This is a genomic window from Luteimonas cucumeris (genome assembly GCF_007830035.1).
Lineage (GTDB): Bacteria > Pseudomonadota > Gammaproteobacteria > Xanthomonadales > Xanthomonadaceae > Luteimonas_C > Luteimonas_C cucumeris.
On sequence record NZ_VLKN01000008.1, the window covers coordinates 25,744 to 47,530 of the forward strand.

Annotated in this window: 25 protein-coding genes; 8 read left to right on the plus strand and 17 right to left on the minus strand. The window is 68.3% G+C overall.

Going from position 1 to position 21,787, the window contains the following annotated elements:
* Nucleotides 1–97: 97 nt before the first annotated feature.
* The 6 genes from IP90_RS14790 to IP90_RS14815 all read right to left on the minus strand — a co-directional run bounded on the left by IP90_RS14790 (nucleotide 98) and on the right by IP90_RS14815 (nucleotide 5,263).
* On the minus strand, nucleotides 98–820 hold the full coding sequence (locus tag IP90_RS14790) for a glycosyltransferase family 2 protein (RefSeq protein ID WP_144900438.1): 723 nt from the start codon (nucleotides 818–820) through the stop codon (nucleotides 98–100).
* Complete coding sequence (locus tag IP90_RS14795) at nucleotides 817–1,797, minus strand: NAD-dependent epimerase/dehydratase family protein (protein ID WP_144900439.1); 981 nt, start codon at nucleotides 1,795–1,797, stop codon at nucleotides 817–819. Before IP90_RS14795 ends, IP90_RS14790 begins: the two co-directional genes overlap by 4 nt.
* A gap of 211 nt (nucleotides 1,798–2,008) precedes the next feature.
* A complete protein-coding gene (locus tag IP90_RS14800; RefSeq protein ID WP_144900440.1) occupies nucleotides 2,009–2,926 on the minus strand; it encodes a ParB/RepB/Spo0J family partition protein in 918 nt (305 codons plus the stop codon).
* The gene (locus tag IP90_RS14805) at nucleotides 2,923–3,717 is read right to left on the minus strand and encodes a ParA family protein (RefSeq protein WP_144900441.1); all 795 of its coding nucleotides are present in this window, start codon (nucleotides 3,715–3,717) and stop codon (nucleotides 2,923–2,925) included. Before IP90_RS14805 ends, IP90_RS14800 begins: the two co-directional genes overlap by 4 nt.
* Before the next feature lie 199 nt (nucleotides 3,718–3,916).
* Nucleotides 3,917–4,558 carry a 16S rRNA (guanine(527)-N(7))-methyltransferase RsmG gene (gene rsmG, locus IP90_RS14810; protein ID WP_144900442.1) on the minus strand — a complete coding sequence of 214 codons (642 nt, stop codon included), beginning with the start codon at nucleotides 4,556–4,558 and terminating at the stop codon, nucleotides 3,917–3,919.
* A gap of 93 nt (nucleotides 4,559–4,651) precedes the next feature.
* On the minus strand, nucleotides 4,652–5,263 hold the full coding sequence (locus tag IP90_RS14815; RefSeq protein ID WP_144900443.1) for a 4'-phosphopantetheinyl transferase family protein: 612 nt from the start codon (nucleotides 5,261–5,263) through the stop codon (nucleotides 4,652–4,654).
* 85 nt (nucleotides 5,264–5,348) lie between these two features.
* Between IP90_RS14815 and IP90_RS14820 the strand changes: the two genes are divergently transcribed.
* Together IP90_RS14820 and IP90_RS14825 are read left to right on the plus strand one after the other, a co-directional pair.
* The gene (locus IP90_RS14820; protein ID WP_144900444.1) at nucleotides 5,349–6,710 is read left to right on the plus strand and encodes an AMP-binding protein; all 1,362 of its coding nucleotides are present in this window, start codon (nucleotides 5,349–5,351) and stop codon (nucleotides 6,708–6,710) included.
* 132 nt (nucleotides 6,711–6,842) lie between these two features.
* On the plus strand, nucleotides 6,843–7,109 hold the full coding sequence (locus tag IP90_RS14825; protein WP_144900445.1) for a GlsB/YeaQ/YmgE family stress response membrane protein: 267 nt from the start codon (nucleotides 6,843–6,845) through the stop codon (nucleotides 7,107–7,109).
* Nucleotides 7,110–7,217: 108 nt separating this feature from the next.
* Here the strand turns inward: IP90_RS14825 and xth are convergent, their stop codons facing one another.
* Both xth and IP90_RS14835 read right to left on the minus strand, forming a co-directional pair.
* Entirely contained in the window at nucleotides 7,218–7,994 is a 777-nt protein-coding gene (gene xth / locus IP90_RS14830) for an exodeoxyribonuclease III (protein ID WP_144900446.1), read from the minus strand.
* A gap of 79 nt (nucleotides 7,995–8,073) precedes the next feature.
* Nucleotides 8,074–9,477 (minus strand): coniferyl aldehyde dehydrogenase, encoded by a 1,404-nt coding sequence (locus IP90_RS14835; RefSeq protein WP_144900447.1) that lies wholly within the window; start codon nucleotides 9,475–9,477, stop codon nucleotides 8,074–8,076.
* A 51-nt stretch (nucleotides 9,478–9,528) separates the two neighbouring features.
* Between IP90_RS14835 and IP90_RS14840 the strand changes: the two genes are divergently transcribed.
* Nucleotides 9,529–10,074 carry a gamma carbonic anhydrase family protein gene (locus IP90_RS14840; protein ID WP_144900448.1) on the plus strand — a complete coding sequence of 182 codons (546 nt, stop codon included), beginning with the start codon at nucleotides 9,529–9,531 and terminating at the stop codon, nucleotides 10,072–10,074.
* 49 nt (nucleotides 10,075–10,123) lie between these two features.
* Here IP90_RS14840 and IP90_RS16675 read toward each other — a convergent pair whose 3' ends face one another.
* The 9 genes from IP90_RS16675 to IP90_RS14880 all read right to left on the minus strand — a co-directional run bounded on the left by IP90_RS16675 (nucleotide 10,124) and on the right by IP90_RS14880 (nucleotide 18,673).
* The gene (locus IP90_RS16675) at nucleotides 10,124–10,393 is read right to left on the minus strand and encodes a YkgJ family cysteine cluster protein (protein ID WP_206751919.1); all 270 of its coding nucleotides are present in this window, start codon (nucleotides 10,391–10,393) and stop codon (nucleotides 10,124–10,126) included.
* A 47-nt stretch (nucleotides 10,394–10,440) separates the two neighbouring features.
* A complete protein-coding gene (gene aroE / locus IP90_RS14850; RefSeq protein WP_144900450.1) occupies nucleotides 10,441–11,286 on the minus strand; it encodes a shikimate dehydrogenase in 846 nt (281 codons plus the stop codon).
* Nucleotides 11,287–11,877: 591 nt separating this feature from the next.
* Nucleotides 11,878–12,318, minus strand: a complete 441-nt coding sequence (locus IP90_RS14855; RefSeq protein WP_158635368.1) for a GNAT family N-acetyltransferase — start codon at nucleotides 12,316–12,318, stop codon at nucleotides 11,878–11,880.
* A 19-nt stretch (nucleotides 12,319–12,337) separates the two neighbouring features.
* Nucleotides 12,338–13,330, minus strand: coding sequence for a porphobilinogen synthase (gene hemB / locus IP90_RS14860; RefSeq protein WP_144900452.1), 993 nt, complete (start codon nucleotides 13,328–13,330; stop codon nucleotides 12,338–12,340).
* Between the two features lie 92 nt (nucleotides 13,331–13,422).
* Nucleotides 13,423–15,021, minus strand: a complete 1,599-nt coding sequence (locus tag IP90_RS14865; RefSeq protein ID WP_158635369.1) for a PA domain-containing protein — start codon at nucleotides 15,019–15,021, stop codon at nucleotides 13,423–13,425.
* Entirely contained in the window at nucleotides 15,014–15,415 is a 402-nt protein-coding gene (locus IP90_RS16680) for a hypothetical protein (RefSeq protein WP_158635370.1), read from the minus strand. The genes IP90_RS14865 and IP90_RS16680 overlap by 8 nt, the downstream gene beginning before the upstream one ends.
* A gap of 412 nt (nucleotides 15,416–15,827) precedes the next feature.
* A complete protein-coding gene (locus IP90_RS14870) occupies nucleotides 15,828–16,076 on the minus strand; it encodes a hypothetical protein (RefSeq protein ID WP_144900454.1) in 249 nt (82 codons plus the stop codon).
* Between the two features lie 222 nt (nucleotides 16,077–16,298).
* Nucleotides 16,299–17,315, minus strand: coding sequence for a chorismate transformation FkbO/Hyg5 family protein (locus IP90_RS14875; RefSeq protein ID WP_199753501.1), 1,017 nt, complete (start codon nucleotides 17,313–17,315; stop codon nucleotides 16,299–16,301).
* A complete protein-coding gene (locus IP90_RS14880; RefSeq protein WP_144900455.1) occupies nucleotides 17,312–18,673 on the minus strand; it encodes an NAD(P)/FAD-dependent oxidoreductase in 1,362 nt (453 codons plus the stop codon). Before IP90_RS14880 ends, IP90_RS14875 begins: the two co-directional genes overlap by 4 nt.
* 137 nt (nucleotides 18,674–18,810) lie before the next feature.
* Between IP90_RS14880 and IP90_RS14885 the strand changes: the two genes are divergently transcribed.
* The 5 genes from IP90_RS14885 (at nucleotide 18,811) to IP90_RS14905 (ending at nucleotide 21,776) form a co-directional block, all read left to right on the plus strand.
* The gene (locus tag IP90_RS14885) at nucleotides 18,811–19,080 is read left to right on the plus strand and encodes a phosphopantetheine-binding protein (protein ID WP_144900456.1); all 270 of its coding nucleotides are present in this window, start codon (nucleotides 18,811–18,813) and stop codon (nucleotides 19,078–19,080) included.
* 50 nt (nucleotides 19,081–19,130) lie between these two features.
* Nucleotides 19,131–19,814, plus strand: coding sequence for a ketosynthase (locus IP90_RS14890; protein WP_242007614.1), 684 nt, complete (start codon nucleotides 19,131–19,133; stop codon nucleotides 19,812–19,814).
* 78 nt (nucleotides 19,815–19,892) lie between these two features.
* A complete protein-coding gene (locus IP90_RS14895; RefSeq protein WP_144900492.1) occupies nucleotides 19,893–20,192 on the plus strand; it encodes an ApeI family dehydratase in 300 nt (99 codons plus the stop codon).
* Nucleotides 20,189–21,199: a lysophospholipid acyltransferase family protein gene (locus tag IP90_RS14900; RefSeq protein ID WP_144900457.1), complete on the plus strand. Its 1,011-nt coding sequence runs from the start codon at nucleotides 20,189–20,191 to the stop codon at nucleotides 21,197–21,199. The genes IP90_RS14895 and IP90_RS14900 overlap by 4 nt, the downstream gene beginning before the upstream one ends.
* Entirely contained in the window at nucleotides 21,150–21,776 is a 627-nt protein-coding gene (locus tag IP90_RS14905) for a LolA-related protein (protein WP_144900458.1), read from the plus strand. Before IP90_RS14900 ends, IP90_RS14905 begins: the two co-directional genes overlap by 50 nt.
* The last annotated feature ends 11 nt before the right edge of the window (nucleotides 21,777–21,787 follow it).

Genomic DNA, 21,787 nt, shown 5'->3' on the forward strand with positions numbered 1-21,787 from the left:
CCCGAGCGTAGCGAGGGACCTGCTTTTTGCCGACGATCACAGAAAAAGCAGGTCCCTCGCTGCGCTTGGGATGACAGGTATTGTTCGGGACGTCAGGTTACGTAATTTCCTCGACCGCCGTGCGCTTGCCGCGACGGATCAGCCAGGCCACGCCGCGCAGGTCGCTGATGCCGACCAGGGCGCGGTTGAGGTTGTTGTACTTGGACACGCCGGTGGTGCGGTGGCGATGGTTGACCGGCACGCTGACCGTTTTCCAGCCGGCGCGCTGCATCAGCGCCGGCAGGTAGCGGTGCATGTGATCGAAATAAGGCAGGTCGAGGAATGCCTCGCGCTCGAACAGCTTGATGCCGCAGCCGGTGTCCGGCGTGTCGTCGCGCAGCATGCGCGCGCGAATCGCGTTGGCCCATTTCGAAGCCCAGCGCTTGCTGCCGGAATCCTGGCGGTTGACGCGCCAGCCAGCAAACAGTTTGGTGTCCGGCGTGGCGGCCGCGCGCGCGGCGAGCAGCTTGGGGATGTCGGCCGGATCGTTCTGGCCATCGCCGTCGAGCGTGGCGATCCACGCGCCGCGCGCGGCCTTGATGCCGTTGCGTACCGCCGTGCTCTGGCCGCTCTGGCTGACGTGGCGCAGCACGCGCAGTTCCGGTACCTCGGCCTTGAGCCGCTGCAGCACCGCGGGCGTGTCGTCGCGCGAATGATCGTCGACGTAGACGATCTCGAAGCTGGTCACGCCGCGCAAGGCCGCGGTGATCTCGTTGACCAGCGGCGCGACGTTGTCCTGCTCGTTGAACACCGGGACGACAACGGAAAGTTGGGGCGTCATGCGTTGGTTCCGAAATAGTCGCGGCACCAGGCCACCACGCGCGGCAGCCCGACCTCGATCGAGGTGGCCGGCTCGAAGCCGAACGCAGCCTTGGCGCGCGCAGTATCGGCCATCGTCTCGATCATGTCGCCCGGCTGCATCGGCTTGTAGACCTTCTCGGCGTTCCTGCCGGCGGCCGCTTCGATGACGGCGATGAAGCGTTCCAGTTCCACCGGCGTGTGGTTGCCGAGGTTGAAGACCCGGTGAGGAGCCGCGCTATGCGACGGATCCTGGTCGGGCGGATTTTCCAGCGCACCGAGCACGCCGGCGACGATGTCGTCGATGAAGGTGAAGTCGCGGCGCATGCGGCCATGGTTGAACACGTCGATCGGGCGGTTCGCCAATACCGCTCGCGAGAACAGCAGCGGCGCCATGTCCGGCCGGCCCCAAGGGCCATACACGGTGAAGAAGCGCAAGCCGGTCGCGCGCAGGCCGTACAGGTGCGCGTAGGTGTGCGCCATCAGTTCGTTGGCGGCCTTGGTCGCGGCGTACAGCGAACGCGGCTGGTCGATGCGCTGGTCCTCGGAGAACGGCGGCGTCGCCGAGTCGCCGTACACCGACGACGAACTTGCGTAGACCAGGTGCGCGACGCCGCGGCGCCGGCACAGTTCCAGCATGTTGACGAAGCCGGCCAGGTTGCTGTCGACGTAGGCGTGTGGATTTTCCAGCGAATAACGCACGCCGGCTTGCGCGGCGAGATGGATCACGCGTGTCGGTGCGTATTCGTCGAACAGCGCGGCGAGGCCTTCACGATCGGTCAGGTCGAGTGGCCGGATGTCGACCTCCGCGCACAGCGCGGCGACGCGGTCGCGTTTGAGCTGCGGATCGTAGTAGGCGTTGAAGCTGTCGAGGCCGACCACGCGCTCGCCGCGTTGCTGCAGTTCGCGGCAGACGTAGGCGCCGATGAAGCCGGCTGCGCCGGTGACGAGGGTGGTCATGGTTGATGTCGTGCGGTTTTTCAGTCGTCGTTCCCGCGTCCTTCGACAAGCTCAGGATGGGCGGAAAACCCGGTGATCACGATTTTGCCTGTTGGCGGATTAGGGAAACGTTGGACGCAGCTTCCGCATAGGCTTTTGCGAAGCGGAGCTTGAAGCCTGGAAGCAAGCACGCAGAGTAGTGGAGCAAGCTTCGCCCTGCGAGGCGCGTCATCTAAGTGCCCTTGCCACGCAGTTTTTCCAGTACGCCATCCAGCGTGTCCAGGTCGCTGTAATGGATCACCAGCCGGCCCTTGCCGCCGCGGCCATGGGCGATGTTGACCCGGGTGCCGAGCGATGCGGACAGTTCGTTCTCCAGCGACGCGATGTCGGCCGCGGGTCGCGCCTTGCTGGCCACGCGCTTGCGACTGTTGCCGGGAACCGAACCGGCGGCGAACTGCTGCGCGCGATGTTCCACTTCGCGCACCGACCAGCCATGTTCGGCGGCGTCGGAGGCGAGCCGGCTGGCCAGCTCCGGCGACAGCGTCAGCAGCGCGCGCGCGTGGCCCATCTCCAGGCGTCGCGATTCCAGCAGCGCGCGGATCGCCGGCGGCAGTTCCAGCAGGCGCAGCAGGTTGGACACCGCAGCGCGCGAGCGACCGACCGCTTCGGCCGCCTGCGCGTGGGTCAGCGCGAATTCGTCGATCAGCCGCTGCAACGCCTGCGCTTCCTCGAGCGGATTGAGGTCTTCGCGCTGGATGTTCTCGATCAGCGCCATTGCTACCACGGTGCGGTCGTCGACTTCGCGCACCACCACCGGGATCTCGGTCAGGCCGGCCTGCTGCGAGGCGCGCCAACGGCGTTCGCCGGCGATGATCTCGTAGCGCTTGCCGCCGAGGTCGCGCACCACGATCGGCTGGATCACACCCTGCGCGCGGATCGATTCGGCCAGTTCGGTCAGCTTGTCGGCGTCCATGTTGCGACGCGGCTGGTACTTGCCCGGCGACAGCGCATCCACCGGCAGCGAATGCAGGCGGTCGCCCGGCGCGGCCTCCAGCGCCGGCGCTTCGGCAGCCGCCTTCGGACCGAGCAGGGCCTCCAGGCCGCGGCCCAGGCCGCGCTTCTTGGCGGGGGTGGTCTTGGTCGCGGTCATGCCGCCTTCTCCGTGGTCTGCTTGTTGCGCTCGTGCTGGCGACGCAGCACTTCGCCGGCCAGTCCGAGGTAGGCGATGGAGCCGCGCGAGGCCTTGTCGTAGCCGACGATGCTCTGCCCGTGGCTTGGTGCCTCGGCCAGTCGCACGTTGCGCGGCACGATGGTGCGGAACACCTTGTCGCCGAAATGGTTGGTGAGTTCGGCCGAGACCGCGTTGGCCAGGTTGTTGCGCACGTCGAACATGGTGCGCAGCACGCCTTCGATCTCCAGCGCCGGGTTGAGCCGGGCCTTGAGCGCGTCGATGGTCTGCAGCAGCGCGGTCAGGCCTTCCAGTGCGTAGTACTCGCACTGCATCGGCACCAGCACCGAGTCGGCGGCGGTCAGGGCATTGAGCGTCAGCAGCGACAGCGCCGGCGGGCAGTCGATGATGATGAAGTCGTAGCGTTCGCGCAGCGGATCCAGCGCACGCTTGAGGCGCTGCTCGCGGCCTTCCTCGTCCATCAGCTCGATCTCGGCCGCGGTCAGGTCGGTGTTGCCGGGCAGCAGGTCGAAATCCTCGGCGGTCCTGACGATCGCCGCATCGGCGTGCATCTCTTCCAGCATCACGTCGCAGCTGGAGGCGGACAGTTCGCGCTTGTCGATGCCACTGCCCATGGTCGCGTTGCCCTGCGCGTCGAGGTCGACCAGCAGCACCCGCTTGGGCGTGCGCGCCAGGGCGGCGGCCAGATTGACGGCAGTGGTGGTCTTGCCGACGCCGCCCTTCTGGTTGGCGATGGCGATGATGCGGGCCATGGGGTCCGTTGCCTCGATGCGATGCGGGTGGCTGCACGCGCCTCTGCGCGCGCGGCCGGACCGGGGATTATGCCTCAGGGGGGCTGGAGGCTTGGGGCCGGGGACTTGGGGTGGAAAAGCAGATCGCGGATTCTGTTGCTGTCGTGGGTTGTTGTGGCCCAGCTCCCAGCCCCCAGCCCCAGCCCCCAGATCCAAGCCCCTAGTCCCCGCTCCTTTCTACAATCACCAGATGCCGCTCCGCCGCCAGCCCCGGCACCGCCAGCGGATGAATGGCCTGCAGCCGCCATCCCGTTGGCAGGGCGGCGATTTCCTCGTCCGGACGGGCGCCCTTCATCGCCAGCAGGCGCCCGCCGGGCGCGAGCAGATGGCCGCCGACGGCGAGGATGTCCGCCAGCGTGGCCAGCGCGCGCGCGGTGATCGCCGCGTACGCACCGGGTTCGTCGAGCGCTTCGGCGCGCGTTTCGGCGACGCGCGCGTTGCCCAGCCCGAGCGAGCGCACTGCCTCGCGCAGGAAGCGCGCTTTCTTGCCGTTGGACTCGACCAGCGTCACCTGCAGCGATGGCACCGCGATCGCCAGCGGAATGCCGGGCAGGCCGGGACCGGTGCCCAGGTCGGCGAGCGTGGCGACATCGCGCACGTAGGCGTGCATCGCCAGCGAATCGAGCAGATGCCGGGACACCATGTCGCGCGGGTCGCGGATCGCGGTCAGGTTGTAGGTGCGGTTCCAGCGGTCGAGCAGGGACAGATAGGCCAGCAGTGGTGTGGCGATGGCAGTGTCGAGCGCCAGCGCGACAAGGCCTGCCTGCAGCTCGTCGCGTGACGCGGATTGATCGGCATTCATGGCGACAAGTATCGCGCAGCGCGCCGGGACCAGAAAAAAGCGGTGATCCGGGCGCAGTGGGTGACTTGCCGGTCTCGGCTTCGAAAACAGCCCTTACTGCATGGGTGACGACCGCGTGGGCGGCAGCCGCCATGCGATGGCGGCCAGATATCCCGGCGCCGGCTCGAATTCGTGCAGCCGCCAGTCCGACGGCAGCCCCAGGGCGGGATCGCAGGCCGTCATCGCCAGCCCCTGCGCATGCGCGGCGAATGCCAGCCGGTGCAGGCCGAACGCCAGGCCATGACCATGCGCCTTCAGCACCGCTTCCTTGGCGCACCACAGACGCAGGAAGGTCTCCTCGCACGCGGTCGTGTCCAAGGTGGACAGCCACTGCGTTTCGACCTCGGCGTAGTAGCGCTGCGCCAGTTCCAGCGCGCGCGGCCGTGGCCGCCGCCATTCCATGTCCACGCCCAGTTCGATGTCCTGGCCCAACGCGACCAGCAGGCCTTCGCCGCTATGGCTCCAGCTGGCGTCGTAATGGCCGGCAGGCGGCTGGATTCGCGGCCGCCCGCGCGGCTCGCGCGCCACCGGCAGGGTGTCCGGCGCCAGGCCCAGCGACCGCTCCAGCCAGCGCCGGGCCGCCGGCTCGGCGGGCTGCGTGCGGGGATGGGGTTGCCAGGCCCAGCGGATCGGGCCGATGGCGTGACCGGCGTCGGTCGAAGACATGATGAACGGCGGTTTGGTGCGGGACGGGGTCGCCAGCGTAAGCTAATTGCCAGGGGGCGGCCGAGGCCGCGCAAGGAGCCAGTGAATGTCCGCCGTCGTCGAGCGCATCGATCCACCTGCCTTGCCACAAGTGCTCGCCAGCGGCGGCGAAGACCGGCCGCTGCTGTTCGACGGGAACGGCGAGATCGCGCTGGGCGACTATTTCGCCGAGGTGCGCGGCGTGGCGGCGCAGCTGCCGGCCGGGCGCCACGTCATCAACCTGTGCGAGGACCGCTACCGGTTCCTGGTGGCATTCGGTGCCGCCGCCCTGCGCGGGCAGGCGACCCTGCTGCCGTCCTCGCGCGCGCCGGCGGTGGTCGACGAAGTGCGCGCCCGTTATCCGGACAGCTATTGCCTCGGCGACCAGGACTTCGCCGACACGCCGCCGCACTACTGGCGCCTGCCGCAGTCGCTGCCGCGGCGCGATGGCGCACCGCCGATGATCGAGGACGATGCGGTGGTCGCGATCGGTTTCACCTCCGGCAGCACCGGCTGCCCGAAACCCAATGCCAAGACCTGGGGCGGCTTCCGCACCAGCACGGCGCAGAACCTGGCCGCGCTGCGCGACCTGTGGCCGGCGGGCGCGATCCCGCGCCTGGTCGCCACCGTACCGCCGCAACACATGTACGGCATGGAGATGACGGTGCTGATGCCGCTGCTCGGCGGCGCGGCGGTGCATGCCGGGCGGCCGTTCTATCCCGGCGACGTGGCGCGCGCGCTGCAGCAGGCATCCGCGCCGCGCGTGCTGGTGACCACACCGGTGCATCTGCGTGCGCTGGTCGAATCCGGCATCGAGCTGCCGCCGCTGGCCGGCATCGTCTCGGCGACCGCGCCTTTGCCGCAGGCGCTGGCCGCCGCCGCGGAGGCGCGCTTCGGTGGCGAGGTGCGCGAGGTGTTCGGTTCCACCGAAACCTGCGTGATCGCGCGCCGCCGTACCGCATGCGAGGACGCGTGGACGCTGATGCCCGGCGTGCGACTGGCGCCGCAACCCGACGGCACGCTGGTGCACGCGGCGCATCTCGACACCGCGGTCGCGCTGGCCGACCTGGTCGAACTGGACGGCGAGCACCGCTTCCATCTGCGCGGCCGCAATGCCGATCTGCTGGAGATCGCCGGCAAGCGCGCCTCGCTCGGCGACCTGACCCGCAAGCTGTTGTCGGTGCCCGGCGTCGAGGACGGCGTGGTGTTCCAGCCCGACGAAGCCGACGATGCCGGCGTGCGTCGCGTGGCGGCGCTGGTGGTGGCGCCGACGCTGGACGAGACGCAGATCCTGCGCCACCTGCAGCGCGGGCTGGATGCGGTATTCCTGCCGCGCCCGCTGCTGCGCGTGGCCGCGTTGCCGCGCAACGAAACCGGCAAGCTGCCGCGCGATGCGCTGCAGGCATTGCTGCGCAGCCGCATGCCGTAAATCCGGCCCACTCCATCGCCGCGCACGGCGCATCGCCTGCGCTGACGCCTCCGTCACGCCCGCCCCGCCAGACTTGCGACCGCCCCCCATCCAGGGCGTTGCAACCCTTCATCTGTCATAGGAGCTTGGAGCATGGGCATCATCATCTGGTTGATCGTGGGTGGCATCTGCGGCTGGCTCGCGAGCATGATCATGAGGACCGACGCCCAGCAAGGCGTCCTGCTCAACGTGGTCGTCGGCATCGTCGGCGCCTTCATCGGTGGCTGGCTGATCGGACCGCTGGTCGGCGCGGGTTCCATCAACGATGGTTTTTCGATCATGAGCTTCATCGTGTCGCTGGTCGGCGCCATCATCCTGCTGGCCATCGTCAACCTGTTCCGTCGCGGTCGCGTGCGCTAGGTCCCTCCCCCGAACCTTCGCCCCCGCGAACGAGTAGGCCCGGCAATGCCGGGCCTTCTTGTTTTCGATGCTGCGGTGAGCGGGTGGCGGGGCATGTCGGTGCGGCACTCAGGCGTCGGCGAGCTGCACCCAGGCCGGCGCATGGTCGCTGGGGCGATCCCAGGTGCGTGGTTCGCGGTCGATGCCGGCCGCGACCGCCTGGCCGCGCAAGGCGTCCGACACCAGGGTCAGGTCGATGCGCAGGCCCAGGTTGCGGCGGAAGGCCGCCTGCCGGTAGTCCCACCAGCTGAACACGCCGGCCTCCTGGTGGTGCAGGCGATAGGCGTCGTGCAGGCCTAGCGCGAGCAGGCGCCGCAACGCGTCGCGCTCGGCGCGCGAGCTGAGGATGTGGTCGTCGTTCCAGACCGCGGCATCGTGCACGTCGCGCTCGTCCGGCGCGATGTTGAAATCGCCCAGCACCACCAGCCGCGGATGCGCGCGCAGTTCCCCGGCGAGCCAGTCGTGCACGGCTGAAAGCCAGCGCAGCTTGTAGTCGTACTTGTCGGTGCCGACGTCCTGGCCATTGACCACATACAGGTTGACCACGCGCACGCCGTCGACGGTGGCGGCGATCACGCGCCGCTGCACGTCGTCGAAACCGGGGATGCCGATGCACACGTCCTCGGGCGCGTGCCCGCGCGCGAGCAGCGCCACGCCGTTGTAGGTCTTCTGCCCGGCGAACACGCTGCGATAGCCGAGCCCGGCCAGCACCGTGTCGGGAAAGCGGTTGTCCTCGAGCTTGGTTTCCTGGATGCCGACCACGTCCGGCGCGGCATCGCGCAGCCACTGTTCCAGATGCGGCAGGCGCACGTTGAGCGAATTGACGTTCCAGCTGGCGATCTTCATGCAGTCCTCATGTCAGGCACGCAGGACGCGATGCTACCGCTTTGTGGGGTCGAGCCTGCCGGGACGCGCTGCCTGCGGCTTAGCGCACCAGCAGGCGGATGAAGCGCTCGATCTTCGAATACGGCGGCTTCAGCAGGTCGCTGCCGGCCCAGCGCGACTGCCACAGGATCGGCAACTGCTTGCTGAAGGCGTCGAAGCCGGCGCGGCCGTGATAGGCGCCCATGCCGCTGGCGCCGACGCCGCCGAACGGCAGCGCGTTGATCCCGAAATGGATCAGGCTGTCGTTGACGGTGACGCCGCCGGCTAGCGTGTTGCGCAGGATCCGTTCGACGCTGTCGCGGTCGTGGCTGAAGGGATACAGCGCCAGCGGTCGATCGTGCGCGTTGACGTAGGCGATGGCCTCGTCGAGTGTGCGGTAGGTCTTGATCGGCAGGATCGGACCGAAGATCTCGTCCTGCATCACCCGGGCGTCGTCGCCGGGTTCGATCACCAGCGTCGGTGGCAGCGCGCGTTCGCCGTCGCCGGCCGGTTGCAGTTCGATCACCTGCAATCCCCTGGTGCGTGCGTCGGCCAGGTAGCCTTCGAGGCGCGCGAACTGGCCGTCGTTGATGATCCGCGTGTAGTCGTCGCTGTTGCCCGAGCCGTAACGCGCCTGTACCTGTTCGCGCAGCGCCGCCACCAGCGCGTCGCGTCGCGTCGCGTCGATGAACACATAGTCCGGCGCGATGCAGGTCTGGCCGCTGTTGAGCCACTTGCCGGTCGCCAGCCGCGCGGCGGCCTTGTCCACAGGGAAATCGGGACACACGATCGCCGGCGACTTGCCGCCGAGTTCCAGCGTCACCGGAGTCAGGTTCTGCGCCGCGGCGGCCATCACCTTGCGGCCGACCGCCGTCGAACCGGTGAACACCAGATGGTCGAACGGCAATGCCGCGAAAGCGGCGGCGACTTCGGCGCCACCGAAGGCGACCGCGACGCGATCGGCCGGGAAGACTTCCGCCAGCAGGTCGTGCAGGAAGCGCGCGGTGCGCGGCGTGTGTTCGGAAGGTTTCAGGTAGACATGGTTGCCGGCAGCGATCGCGGTCGCCAGCGGGATCAGCGCCAGGTTGACCGGATAGTTCCACGGCGCGATCACACCGACCACGCCAACCGGCTCGGGCCGCAGTTCGGCGCGTGCCGGCCAGAACCGCCAGCCAACGCCGATGCGCTTCGGCTTCATCCAGCGCCGCAGCTGCCCGAGCAGATGATCGATCTCGCTGAGCACGGTCATGCCTTCGCCGATCAGCGATTCGTGCACGGAGCGGTGGCCGAAATCGGCGGAGATGACGCGCGTCATTTCGTCCATGCGCGATTTCATCGCCGCGCGCAGGCGCTGCAGGTCGCCGCGACGCTGTTCGTAATCCGGCTTGGCGGCCTGCCACGCGACACGCAGATGGTCGAGGGTGGGACGCAGGTCGGCAGTGGGCGTATCGGCGGCGATGTCCATGCGCCGGAGTGTAGTCCGGCTCCTGCGACCCCTGCGTATTAGAATGATCGGATGACCGCAATCCGCCCCTATCTTGGCCAGCTTCCCACCCTCGGGCAGCGCGTGTACGTCGATCCGGCCGCGACGGTGATCGGTGACGTCGTGCTCGCCGACGATGTCTCGATCTGGCCCGGCACCGTGGTTCGCGGCGACGTCAACTTCATCCGTATCGGTGCGCGCACCAACATCCAGGACGGCAGCGTGGTGCACGTCAGCCACGACGGACCGCATGCCAAGCTCGGCGGCTTTGCCACGGTCATCGGCGAGGATGTCACCATCGGCCACAAGGCCATTGTCCACGCCTGCCGCATCGAGGATGCGGCGCTGATCGGCATGGGCGCGATCGTGCTCGATGGCGCGGTGGTGAAGAAGCATGCCTTCGTCGGTGCCGGCACGCTGGTCGCGCCGGGCAAGACGGTGGGCGAGGGCGAGTTGTGGCTGGGCAACCCTGGCCGGTTCGCGCGCCGGCTCAGCGACGCCGAGATCGAGGCGCTGTACTACAGCGCGCAGCACTACGTGCGGATGAAGGACCAGTACCTGGCCGAGCCGTTGTTGTAGCGACGCACGAGGGGCGATGCTTTCCTTCTGGTAGGGCGCAGATGCGCTGCTACAACGGCAACGGTTGCGTTTCGACTTCCAGCGCGTCGAGGAAGGCGATCGCCTGCTGGCGGTCGTCGCCGCACATCGACAGTTGCGGCTTGAGCGATGCACAGAAGGCGGGTCGTTCCGGCCGGCCGAACAGCCGGCAGCGGTAGTCGTCATCCAGCTGCACGCATGGCAAGCCGGCCGGTTTGCCGAAGGGCATGCCGGGGATCGGCGAGGTGATCGACGGCGCGATGCAGCAGGCGCCGCAGCCGGAACGGCAATGCATGCTCATGCCGTCGCGCGGGCCTGTCGATGCGGGCGTGGCGAGTGCGCGCAGGTTCAATCGGCCGTGACCAGCGACGCGCGGTGCTCGACCAGATGCGCGTACACCGGGTCGGTATCGGGCCGCACGCCGTGCCATAGCGCGAAACTTTCCGCAGCCTGCTCCACCAGCATGCCGAGGCCGCCGATGGCGTCGTGCGCGCCGGCCGCGCGTGCCCACGCCAGGAACGGGATCGCGACTTCGCCATAACTCAGGTCGACCGCCGCGGTGCGTGCGCCGACCAGCGACATCGGCAGGTCCGGCAGGCCGTCGGTGCGCGTCGCCGAAGTGGCGTTGATGACCAGGTCGAATTCGCCGAACTGCTTCAGGTCGGCCAGATAGCGCGGATGCACGCGGCCCGGCTGGCCAAGTGCGTCGGCCAGCGCGTCGGCGCGTTCGGAAGTGCGGTTGACGATGTACAGGTCGCCGATGCCCGCATCGAGCAAGGCCGGCGCGACGCCGCGCGCCGCGCCGCCGGCACCGATCAGCAGCGTGCGCCGCGCGCGCAGGTCGAGGCCGTGGCGGCCGGTGAGATCGCGCACCAGTCCGGCGCCGTCGGTGTTGTCGCCATGCCATTCACCGCCGCGCAGGGTCAGCGTGTTGACCGCGCCGGCGCGCCGCGCCCGCTCGCTGAGCGTGGCGCAGGCCCGCGCCGCGCGCTGCTTGTGCGGCAGCGTGACGTTGGCGCCGACGCCACCGGAGGCGGCGAACGCGCCCAGGGTCATGTCGAACTCCTCGGCCGCGGTATCGATCGCGGAATAATCCAGCGCGATCGACAGCTGCCGGCCGAACGCGGCATGGATGCGCGGCGACAGCGAATGCGCGACAGGATGGCCGATGACGGCATAGCGGGGAATCGACATGGCGGGATTCGCTCCAGGCTGGGGGCGGGCCACCGACGCCGGCGGTTCGCCGATTGAAACGATGCTTGTACGCGGCGCTCGCAGTCTACTCCGCACGTCGCCATCGCCGTTGCATCCAGGCGGGCCAGTATCCACGGCCGGCAGTGAAATCCACGACAGCGCAAGCGTCGGATGAGGCGCTTAGCGCAGAAGATGCTCGTTGCTGTTGGCCCGAATCAACAGCCTTCCGTGTCGCCCATAGACCCGGAGGGCGGCGGCCATGGATGGCCGCCGTTTTCCGACCGAGCCATGGATGGCGAGTCGGAAAATCTCCGATAACTACCCAACCGCAACGGGAGCTTTGTCGGGAAAGGGCCTTCTCTTTGGTTACTTTCTCTTGGCCCCTTCAAGAGAAAGTGACCCGCACGCGCAGCGGGCGGAAGCTTTTGGCAGTTTGTAAGAGCAACGGAACAAGCCCTGTTCTACAACGACAAGGAACAATTACTGGATATCGCTTCGCTTACCCCTTCGGGGCCGTCCCTTCAGACGTTCTGCGCGCTTCGAGCTTGTCCGAGCTTTCAGGGATGGAGGCCAAAAGCACAGCAAAGGCCGTCAAAGCGGCTTGTGATAGGCGTGCTGCGTCTTGGTGCGGGTGTAGCCGAGGCGTTCGTAGAACGGATGTGCTTCGGGGCGCAGGATGTTCGATCGCAGGAATACCTCCGGCGTGCCAATGTCCTGCGCCCACTGTTCGGCCGCCGCGATCAACGCCTTGCCTACACCGCCGCGCCGGGCTTCGGCGTCCACGACCAGGGCGACGATCTCGACGCGCTCGCCCAGTTCCAGCGTGATCCGCTGTTCGGTGGCGACGAAGCCGACGAGCCGGCCGTCATCGCCGACCGCGACCAGTACCGCATGGGTCGGCGAATCCAGCAGCTTTTGCAGGCGTGTGGCGAATACCTCCACCGAGGCGGGATATCCGAGTTGCGTGGACAGCCGCGCGATCTGCGCGGCATCGGCCAGCGTGGCGTGACGAACGATCGGAGAGGACGACATGCAGACCTCCGCCTTCCGGTCAGCCTTGTTCCTGTAGCCAGCGCGCCGCATCCAGCGCGAAGTAGGTCAGCACGCCGTCGGCGCCGGCGCGCTTGAATGCGGTGAGCGCTTCCAGCGTGCAGGCGCGTTCGTCCAGCCAGCCGTTGGCATAGGCGGCCTTAAGCATCGCGTACTCGCCGCTGACCTGGTAGGCGAAGGTCGGCACGCCGAATTCGTCCTTCACCCGGCGCAGCACATCGAGATAGGGCATGCCTGGTTTCACCATCACCATGTCCGCGCCTTCGTCCAGGTCGAGCGCCACTTCGCGCAGCGCCTCGTCGGAATTGGCCGGGTCCATCTGATAGGTGTACTTGTTGCCCTTGCCGAGCGCGCCGGCGCTGCCGACCGCATCGCGGAACGGGCCGTAGAAACTGCTCGCATACTTGGCCGCGTAGGCGAGGATGCGGGTGTGGACATGACCGTCCGCTTCCAGCGCCGCGCGGATCGCGCCGATGCGCCCGTCCATCATGTCGCTGGGCGCGACCACGTCGGCGCCGGCGGCGGCGTGAGACAGCGCCTGCCGGACCAGCGCCTCGACGGTGGCGTCGTTGACCACGTAGCCGCCGTCATCGACCAGGCCGTCCTGGCCGTGCGAGGTGTAGGGATCCAGTGCGACGTCGGTGATCACGCCCAGTTCCGGAAAGCGCTGCTTGAGCGCGCGGATCGCGCGCTGGCACAGGCCGTCGTCGGCCCAGGCGGCGGCGGCATCCAGGGATTTGGCGTCCGGCGCTGTCACCGGGAACAGCGCCAGCGCCGGGATGCGCAGTTCGCTGGCCTGCTCGGCGACGCGCAGCAGTTCGTCGATGCCGACGCGCGACACGCCCGGCATCGAGGCCACCGCCTCGCGCCCAGGCAGTTCGTGCACGAATACCGGGTAGATCAGGTCGTTGGCGGTGAGCACGTGTTCGCGCATCAGCCGGCGGGAAAAATCGTCGCGGCGCATCCGCCGCATGCGGGCATGGGGATAGCTCATGGCGCCCATGATACGCCGCTGCCATCGAGCTCCCGCTCAAAAAAAACCGGCGCCACTGGGGCGCCGGTCGGGTTGTCGCAAATGAAGCGGGTTTACAGCGTTGATTTGGCCACGCAGCTGCGCAACGCCATGTGCTGGTTGCGGTCGATCAGGCCGGCCTTGTGCAACGCGGTGGCATGGTCGGTCATGCAGCGCATGTACTTGGCGCGACCGCCGCCGGCGCTGGCCTCGCACACGTTGTTGTAGGCCTGCACGTTGGCGCCGATGATGATGCCGACGTCGTCGACCAGGTCGATGCCGGTGTCGCATCCGTCGATCTGCGCGCTGCCGTCGTTGAGCGTCCAGCCCGTGTCCTGCAGCAGGTTCGGCGTGATGTCGAGGTTGTAGGTCGACAGCAGGGTCGAATTGATGCTCGGTTCCATCAGCGCGTTGGGCAGCAATGCGGTGTCGTAGTGCGAACCGGACGAGCCGCCCTGCACCGGGTTGGGCATGAACAGCCGTGGGCGGCCGTCATCATCGGCACCCTGCAGCTTGCTGGGATCGACGACCAGGCCGACCTGTACGCCGGGCAGGTTCGCCTTGATCGAGTTGCCCGCGGCCAGCGTCACCCGGATCGACGGGATCGTGATGGTCGGATCGGCGCCGCCCAGCCCTGGCGGCGGCGTGCCGGGGACGTTGTCGGCAATGATCACGCCGATCGCGCCGGCATCCTGCGCGTTCTTCACCTTGATGGTGAAGCCGCAGGTGCCGCGATCCATGATCGCGATGTTGCCGGCCACGGCTGCGGCATTGGTCAATGGGCTGCAACCGTCGGTGGTGGAAGCGCCTGCCGCATCGGACGGATCGACGCCGAGCACGACCGTGCCGGTGAAGTTGGCCGGCGATATCGGCGCGCCGAAGCCGGCGGTGCCGTAGTCGTACTCGCCGGCGATCGGCGCTGGTGCGGTGATGCGCAAGGCGGTGCGCGGATCGAGGATCAGGCCCGCGCCTGCCGTGGCGCTGGCACCGGTGAACACGACCTTGCCGTAGTTGAGCGCGGAGGCCTGGCGCTGCGGCACCGTCATCTGCGTCCAGAACTGGCCGGTGGTGTTGTCGAAGGTGAAGTTGGAATAGATGTCCGGCACGCCGGCAAGGAAAGTGCCGGCCGCTTCGGAGACGAAGTTCTGGAAGCCCAGTCCGTGTCCGAACTCGTGCATCGCCACGTCGAGGAAGTTGACCTGTCCGGCCGGCGTCTTGCCGTCGAGGCCGTAATAGAAGTCGAAGTCGGAGCTGTACTGCGATCCGATGTCGGTGAAGCCAGGATTCAGATCGACGCCGCCGATCGCGTCGGCCAACGCCGAGCTGTACCAGGTGTCGGGCACGATGCCGGGCGCGAAGTTGGAGTGCACGGTGCTGGCGCCGGCCGAGCCGAGCACGTTGGCACCGAGCGGGTTGAACTGCGCGCCGATGTAGATCGGTACGTCGCTCTGCAGCACCGAGCCCCAAAGGTCGGCGGCGAACTGCGCGACGATGCGGCGCTGTTCGCCGCGGGTGGTGCCGGGGTTGTTGCCGACCGGGGCCACCGGCGTGGGATCGTTGTAGCCTTCGCCCGGGTCGTCGAAGACCACGGGAATAATTTCAGCGGCCTGCGCGCACATGGCGGACAGGGCGATGCCGACGGCGCTGGTCAGCGCAAGCAGGGACTTATTCATGGGTCGAGCCCTCCTGCTGGACGACCGGCAAGTCGTTGCCCTCGAACTCGCGTACCTGCACCCGGCCCTGCGCATCGGTCTGCGCCGCCAAGTGGCTCCAAAGTTCGGTCGGAACCTGCATCGCCGCCGAGCCATCGGCTTGCTGGACCAGCGTGGGCTTTGCCTCGGCTACGGTGCGTGGCTGTTTCACCAGGCGTTGCCGGCTGGCGACCTTGGCGGCCATGTCCTGGCGTTCGTGCAGCGTCAGCGGACGCAGCAGGCGACCTGTCTTGGCGTCGATCGCCGGCTTGTGCGTGGCTGACCTGGAGTCCTGCGGTTGTGCGGCGGTGGCTGCGAAGCACACGCCAAGCAACAAGCCTGGCAATGCGCAGCCTGCGATGGAAGTCTTCCTCATGTTGTTTCCCCGGGGGTGGAGTGATGGGAACGCGCATCGCGGTGCGATGTGCGGTGCGTCGCCGCAGCAGGGGCTGCGGTGCTTCGCCGACCGAGTGTGCTCCCCGTTTCGCGTGAAAGACAAGCGGGTCCGGCATCGGTCGTCGACGTCGCAGGAATCGCCAAATTCCGAGGCCGATCAACGCGCTGTCCTGCGTTATGCAGGAGTCGAGTCAGCAATGCGATGCTGCGCTGCATCGTGGATTGCCGCCACCTTTGCGCACGGGTCTGGGCGCAATCGGTCCTCGTTCGCCGCAGCGGTCCGCGGCATGCATTTTGCTGCCGCGTCATCGGACGCGGCCGGCAAAAAAAGACGGCGCCATGGGGCGCCGTCGATATCGGATGCCGTGCGAACGCCGGCGCAGGTGGTCCTGTCAGAGCAGGCCACCGAACATGCTCAGCCGTATCACCGCGACCACGACCACGATGCCGTTGAGGATCAGCCCGGTCTTGGCGCGACCGCGCTTTTCGCGCGAGGTGACCGCGATGCCGATGGCGGCGATCAGCGCGCCGACCGCCGCGAACGGAATCAGCAACCAGTTGGTGATGCCGATCACCGGGATCAGTGCCAGCACCATCCACAGCATCGCGACGATGCCCCATAGCAGACTGATCAGACCCATGTGCGTATTTCCAGGTGGGCGGCGCCGATGCCGCAGCGTCCAATATGCGGATATCCAGGCGTGATTCAAGTTCCGGGCTACGGCGAAGGCCTTGCGTGCTGTCGATCGGGGGGCGGGCAACACCGTCCGGAATGCGTCGCCAGTACCCAAGACGCGGCGCACTTGTCGAGCAACGTTCTTACAACAGAAACGCAGGCAAGGTCTTTTCCGATTCCCGATTCCCTACCCGTGGACGCCGTCGATCTCCACGCACAGCTCGCGCCGGCAGATCGCGGCGTGCAGCAATACGCGCGGCACGTGGTCGCCGAAGCGCGCCTGCAGCGCGTGGGCGACCGTCGGCAGGTCGTGCGCATCGCGCACGTAGACCTTGAGCCGGGTGCCGGCGCCGAAGCGCGCGGGCAGCGACGGCTGGCGTTGCCGTGCGGCACCGAGCAGGCTGTCGAAATTGGCGAAGGTCTCGTCCAGTTGCGCGAGCAGCTCGCCTTCGTGCTGCGTGGCGTGGCCGACCACGCTGGCGGTGCCGGACAGCAGCAGTGGCGTGCCGCTGAAGGTCGGCGGCAGCATCGCGCGGGCGAAACTGGGCGACTGCGGGCCATGCTGGCGCGGGTAGCGGTAGGCGCTGACCTGCCGCGGATTCTCCACCGGGGTGCCGGGTGACTGCGCCGCCAGCCAGTAGATCTGCAGCACGCGCGCATCGTCGCAGCGCCCGATCGCGGTCGCGGCCGGCAACGTGGCGGTGTCGAAATCGCCGAGCCCGCGCGCGCGACCGACGCAGAACTGGCGATAACGTTCGGTGTCGCCATCGCCGAGCGTGATCGCGTCGAGGTAGTTCCAGATCCGCAGCAGGTGCGGATAACCGCTGTCGCGGATGAAGGCCGTCAGTCGCGCGTAGGCATGCGCGGAGGCTTCGACGATGCCTTCCTTGCCGCCGGCGGCGTAGGCGCTTTCGTCGACCTCGATCACGCCGAACTGCAGGCGGCCGTCGCAGCCCCACGCGATCTCGCCATCGCGGCCTTGCGTCACCGGCTGCTGCGTGCGCCAGACCTCGAACGGCGCGCGCCCGCCATAAGGCTGCAGTGGCACGCGCAGGTAGCGCGGGTCGGCGGAGTACGGCGCGTCGCCGCCGAAGCCCAGCACGGCCAGCGTGTCGGGCTGCGCCAGCAATGCGTCGGGAGTTGCGGCGTCGACGTAGTCGACGTCCAGGCGTGGCGAATGCAGTGGATGGGGTTGTGCGCTCATGGATTTCCGGGTTGCAGGGTGTCGCCGCGCACGTCGACGCCGACCTGGCGGCGTCGACGCAGCCAGCCGCGGAAGGCGGTCGGCGCCATGCCCAGCGCGGTCATCGCGTAGATGGCGCGGAACAGGCGCAGCCGACGCAGCACGGCGCGATTGTCGAACACGTCGCCGGCCAGCATCGAGATCACCGCCTGCTCGACCTGCCAGACGTTGCGCGGTGCGTTGAACAAGGCTTGCATTACCGGCGTGGTGAACCTGTAGATGAACCAGGTGAAGTGCTTCAGCCCGCGCCGCAGGCGACGGTCCATGGCGCGCTGCAGCGCTGCCTCGTGACCGGGTTCGCGCAGCGCGCCGTCGACCACTGCGGCCGCATGCTCAGCGCTGTTCATGCCCAGGTACACGCCGGACGAGAACACCGGGTCGACGAAGGCATAGGCGTCGCCGACCATCACCCAGCCCGGCCCGGCCATGCGCGTGCAGGTGTACGAGTAGTTGCCGGTGACGTGCACCGGCGCCACGCGCTGTGCGCCCTGCATGCGTGCCCATACCTGCGGCTCGGATTCCAATGCCTTCATCAGGAAGCTTTCGGTGTCGCCGCGACGCTGCTTGAGGAATTCGGGGAAGCACACCGCGCCGACGCTCATCACGTCGTCCTGCAACGGGATCAGCCACATCCAGCCGTGCGCGAAGCGCTGCACGGTGATGTTGCCGGCGTCCTCGCCGTCGCGCCGCTGCACACCGCTGAAGTGGCTGAAGATCGCCGCCGACTGGTGCGCGCTGTTCTTGCGCTTGAGCTTGAGCCTGTTGCCGAAGAAAGTGTCGCGGCCGCTGGCATCGACGATGTAGCGCGTGCGGATGGTGAATTCGCGACCCTCGGCGTCGCGCGCATGCGCGAGCGCCGGCCGGCCGTCGGCGCCGAAGTCCACGCGCAGTACCTCGACCTGCTCGCGCGCGTCGACGCCGTTGGCGCGGGCATGCGCGAACAGCATCTGGTCGAACTGTTCGCGCTTGACCTGGTACGCGTACGGAAACTTCGCATCGATCGCGCGTTCGAAGCGGAAGGTGTTGTAGTTGGTCTCGTCGATCGGGAACTCGGCGCCGGGCTTGAACACGCCCATGTCGCGGACCCGGTCGAGCACGCCTAGACGCTCGAGGATCGGCAGGTTCATCGGCAGCAGCGACTCGCCGATGTGGAAGCGCGGGTGGCGGGCCTTTTCCAACTGGATCACGCGCCAGCCCATGCGCGCCAGCAGCGTGGCGACGGTCGAGCCGGCCGGTCCGCCGCCGATCACCAGTACGTCGGCGCGCTCTTGACGGGCATCCTCCCGGTCGGCGTGCGCTGCGTCGGTGTCCTCAGTCATCGGGGTCATTCGCGGTCGTTGCCGGGCCATGCGATCATTTCGCCAGGCGCGAATGATACCGCGGCCCCCACGGACGCCATCCGCGCAGGCGCGCGGCGGCAGGGCCGCAGTCGCCACCACTACCCATGGAATCGAGCATGTCCACGCTGAGCCCCGCCGAGAACGAACTGGCCGAACTGCTGATCGAAAGCCTGAACCTGGAGGGCGTCGCCGTGTCCGACATCGACCCGGAAGCGCCGCTGTTCGGCGCGGGACTGGGCCTGGATTCGATCGACGCGCTGGAACTGGCGCTGGCGATCAGCAAGCGCTACGGCTTCCAGCTCAAGTCGGACAACGAGGACAACCGGCGCGCGTTCGCGTCGTTGCGCGAGCTGTCGGCGCACATCCAGCAGCACAAGGCAGGCTGAGCACGGCCGGCGCACCCGCAACGCCGCATCCCGACTTCCGAAGTGCCCGCTTGATCCTGATCCTGCAAGCCCTGCTGGCGCTGGCCTATGCCCTGCTGGCGCACCTGGCCAGCGCGCGCGACGACGGCGTGCTGGCGGTGTGCGCGCTGGCCGTGCTGGTGCTGCTGATGCTGGCCGCACCGCTGGCGCAGCGGCGGCCCTGGGCATGGCTTTCGCTGCCGGTCGGCGCGGTCGCGCTGACCTGGCTGGCCGGCTCGCGCTACGCGCAGCTGCCCTTGCTGCTGGCGCCGACCGCGTTCATCGCACTGGTCGCCTATGTGTTCGGTCGCAGCCTGCAGCGCGGACGGGTACCGCTGATCAGCAAGATCGTGATGGCGCTGGAGGGCGAAACAGCGGCAACGCTGGCGCCCGAACTGATGCGCTACACCCGCCGCCTGACCGCGGCCTGGGCCTGGGCGCTGGGCCTGCTGGCCGCGATCAACCTGCTGCTGGCGCTGATCGCGGTGCCGGACGGCGTGCTGGCGCAGTTCGGCATGCAGGCGCCGCTGACCGTCACCCAGACGCAATGGTCCTGGTTCGCCAACATCTTCAACTACGGGATCATCGCTGCCTTCTTCGCGATCGAGTTCGCCATCCGCAAACACCATTTCCCGGGTCGCTACCACGGTTTCTCCGATTTCCTGCGCCGGCTGCGCGCGCTGGGGCCGGCGTTCTGGCGCGATTTCCTGCATTAACAGGCCCTGATCCAGCCGCTCTTGCGACGTTCAGGACGCCCGCCCATGCTTGCCACCATGAAACACGTCACCCATGCCATGGATTTCAGCATCGCGGCCGACCACCCCAGCCTGCCCGGGCACTTCCCTGGCCGGCCGCTGGTGCCTGGCGTGATGCTGCTGGACCGCGTACTGGACGCAATCGAACAGCAACATCCGGCGCTGGGCGCGCTGCGGCTGCCGCAGGTCAAGTTCGTCAACCCGCTGCTGCCGGGACAGGCGGCGCGGATCGAACTGGACGGCGAAACCGATGCCGACCAGGCCACGCCCGCGCGCTGGCGTTTCCGGATCCTGCGCGGCGATGCGCTGATCGCCAGCGGCGAGGTTGTGGCCGCGTGAGCACGGCCTGGCGACAGCGTCCCGAAGGCGGGGGACGCGTGGCGATCTGGCTGATCCGCGCCATCAGTCGTTACCTCGGGCGCGCGCCGGCGCGCGCGCTGCTGTATCCGATCACGCTGTACTTCCTGCTGCGGCGCGGCCCCGAGCGCCGCGCCTCGCGCGCCTACCTGGCGCGCACGCTCGGCCGTCCGGCCACGCTGTGGGACGTGGCGCGCCATATCCACACGTTTTCCGCGACCATCCTCGATCGCGTGTTCCTGCTCGGTGATCGCGACATGAGTCGCTTCGACATGCGCGTCAGCGGCGTCGACGCGGTGCGCGCGCAGCTCGACGAGGGCCGTGGCGTGCTGCTGATCGGCTCGCATCTGGGCAGTTTCGAGGCGCTGCGCGGCCTGGCGCAGAGCCGGCCCGACATCAAGGTGCGAGCAGTGCTCGACAAGTCGCAGACGCCGGCGATGACGCAGCTCCTGGAAGAACTCAACCCCGGCGTCGCCGCCGGCGTAATCGATGCCGCGCAGGGCGGGCTGGCGGTGACGCTGGCGATCAAGCAGGCCACCGACGAAGGCGCGATGGTGACCCTGCTCGCCGACCGCGTCTATCCCGGCGAGACCGTGGTGCGGGCGCCGTTCCTTGGCGAAGCCGCGGATTTTCCGTCGTCGCCCTGGCTGATCGCCGCGGCGCTGCAGGTGCCGGTGAGCCTGGCGTTCGGCCTGTATCGCGGCGGCAACCGCTACGACCTGGTATTCGAGACGTTCAGCGACGGCATCCGCATCGAACGCCATCATCGCGCGCAGGCCTTGGCCGGGCTGGTCGCGCGTTACGCGCAGCGACTGGAGCACCATGCCCGCGCGATGCCGTACAACTGGTTCAATTTCTACGACTTCTGGAAGCACGACGATGACGGCAGCGGGCAAGCCCACACCGCGGCGGAAGCGAATCTGGCGGCCGGCGACAGCGATGCTGCTCGTCGCCGTCTTCGCCAGCAGCGCGCCCTGCGCCGCGCCTGACGCGACGGTCGACGCCGGCTGGATCCTGCAGCAGCTGGCGCGGCCGGTACCCACGCGCACCGACTTCGTCGAGGTGCGCGATTCGAAACTGCTGAAGCAGCCGCTGCGCCTGTCCGGCGAGTACGCGCGTCCCGATGCCGACACGCTGGTGCGCGAAGTGCGCACGCCCTACGTGGAAACCACCACCATCCGCGCCGGCGAGGCCAGCATCGCCCGCACCGGGAAATCGACGCGGCGCTTCTCGCTGTCGCGCGCACCGGAGCTGGCGGGCCTGCAGGCCAGCTTCGGCGCGATGCTGTCCGGTGATCGCGCGTCGCTGGAACAGTCCTACCGCACCCAGGCCGGCGGCAGCCAGCAGCAATGGACGCTGACGCTGGTGCCACGCGATGCGGCGCTGGCGGCGAAAGTGCGCGACATCACCCTGCACGGAAGCGGCGACGAGCTGCGCTGCATCGAAGCGCGCGCGGTGAAGGGAGACGAGATCCAGCGCACGCTGCTGGCCAGCGCCGCGCGCGACGCCGCGACAGTCGAGGCAGCCGACGCCTTGATCGCGCTGTGCCGCGGCAGCGCCGGTTGAACGTCGCGTGG

What these genes read in the sequence shown, in the direction of transcription:
- IP90_RS14790 (WP_144900438.1), bottom strand. Translation starts at nt 820, where the DNA reads ATGACGCCCCAACTTTCCGTTGTCGTCCCGGTGTTCAACGAGCAGGAC.
- IP90_RS14795 (WP_144900439.1), bottom strand. Translation starts at nt 1,797, where the DNA reads ATGACCACCCTCGTCACCGGCGCAGCCGGCTTCATCGGCGCCTACGTC.
- IP90_RS14800 (WP_144900440.1), bottom strand. Translation starts at nt 2,926, where the DNA reads ATGACCGCGACCAAGACCACCCCCGCCAAGAAGCGCGGCCTGGGCCGC.
- IP90_RS14805 (WP_144900441.1), bottom strand. Translation starts at nt 3,717, where the DNA reads ATGGCCCGCATCATCGCCATCGCCAACCAGAAGGGCGGCGTCGGCAAG.
- rsmG (WP_144900442.1), bottom strand. Translation starts at nt 4,558, where the DNA reads ATGAATGCCGATCAATCCGCGTCACGCGACGAGCTGCAGGCAGGCCTT.
- IP90_RS14815 (WP_144900443.1), bottom strand. Translation starts at nt 5,263, where the DNA reads ATGTCTTCGACCGACGCCGGTCACGCCATCGGCCCGATCCGCTGGGCC.
- IP90_RS14820 (WP_144900444.1), top strand. Translation starts at nt 5,349, where the DNA reads ATGTCCGCCGTCGTCGAGCGCATCGATCCACCTGCCTTGCCACAAGTG.
- IP90_RS14825 (WP_144900445.1), top strand. Translation starts at nt 6,843, where the DNA reads ATGGGCATCATCATCTGGTTGATCGTGGGTGGCATCTGCGGCTGGCTC.
- xth (WP_144900446.1), bottom strand. Translation starts at nt 7,994, where the DNA reads ATGAAGATCGCCAGCTGGAACGTCAATTCGCTCAACGTGCGCCTGCCG.
- IP90_RS14835 (WP_144900447.1), bottom strand. Translation starts at nt 9,477, where the DNA reads ATGGACATCGCCGCCGATACGCCCACTGCCGACCTGCGTCCCACCCTC.
- IP90_RS14840 (WP_144900448.1), top strand. Translation starts at nt 9,529, where the DNA reads ATGACCGCAATCCGCCCCTATCTTGGCCAGCTTCCCACCCTCGGGCAG.
- IP90_RS16675 (WP_206751919.1), bottom strand. Translation starts at nt 10,393, where the DNA reads ATGAGCATGCATTGCCGTTCCGGCTGCGGCGCCTGCTGCATCGCGCCG.
- aroE (WP_144900450.1), bottom strand. Translation starts at nt 11,286, where the DNA reads ATGTCGATTCCCCGCTATGCCGTCATCGGCCATCCTGTCGCGCATTCG.
- IP90_RS14855 (WP_158635368.1), bottom strand. Translation starts at nt 12,318, where the DNA reads ATGTCGTCCTCTCCGATCGTTCGTCACGCCACGCTGGCCGATGCCGCG.
- hemB (WP_144900452.1), bottom strand. Translation starts at nt 13,330, where the DNA reads ATGAGCTATCCCCATGCCCGCATGCGGCGGATGCGCCGCGACGATTTT.
- IP90_RS14865 (WP_158635369.1), bottom strand. Translation starts at nt 15,021, where the DNA reads ATGAATAAGTCCCTGCTTGCGCTGACCAGCGCCGTCGGCATCGCCCTG.
- IP90_RS16680 (WP_158635370.1), bottom strand. Translation starts at nt 15,415, where the DNA reads ATGAGGAAGACTTCCATCGCAGGCTGCGCATTGCCAGGCTTGTTGCTT.
- IP90_RS14870 (WP_144900454.1), bottom strand. Translation starts at nt 16,076, where the DNA reads ATGGGTCTGATCAGTCTGCTATGGGGCATCGTCGCGATGCTGTGGATG.
- IP90_RS14875 (WP_199753501.1), bottom strand. Translation starts at nt 17,315, where the DNA reads ATGAGCGCACAACCCCATCCACTGCATTCGCCACGCCTGGACGTCGAC.
- IP90_RS14880 (WP_144900455.1), bottom strand. Translation starts at nt 18,673, where the DNA reads ATGACTGAGGACACCGACGCAGCGCACGCCGACCGGGAGGATGCCCGT.
- IP90_RS14885 (WP_144900456.1), top strand. Translation starts at nt 18,811, where the DNA reads ATGTCCACGCTGAGCCCCGCCGAGAACGAACTGGCCGAACTGCTGATC.
- IP90_RS14895 (WP_144900492.1), top strand. Translation starts at nt 19,893, where the DNA reads ATGGATTTCAGCATCGCGGCCGACCACCCCAGCCTGCCCGGGCACTTC.
- IP90_RS14905 (WP_144900458.1), top strand. Translation starts at nt 21,150, where the DNA reads ATGCTGCTCGTCGCCGTCTTCGCCAGCAGCGCGCCCTGCGCCGCGCCT.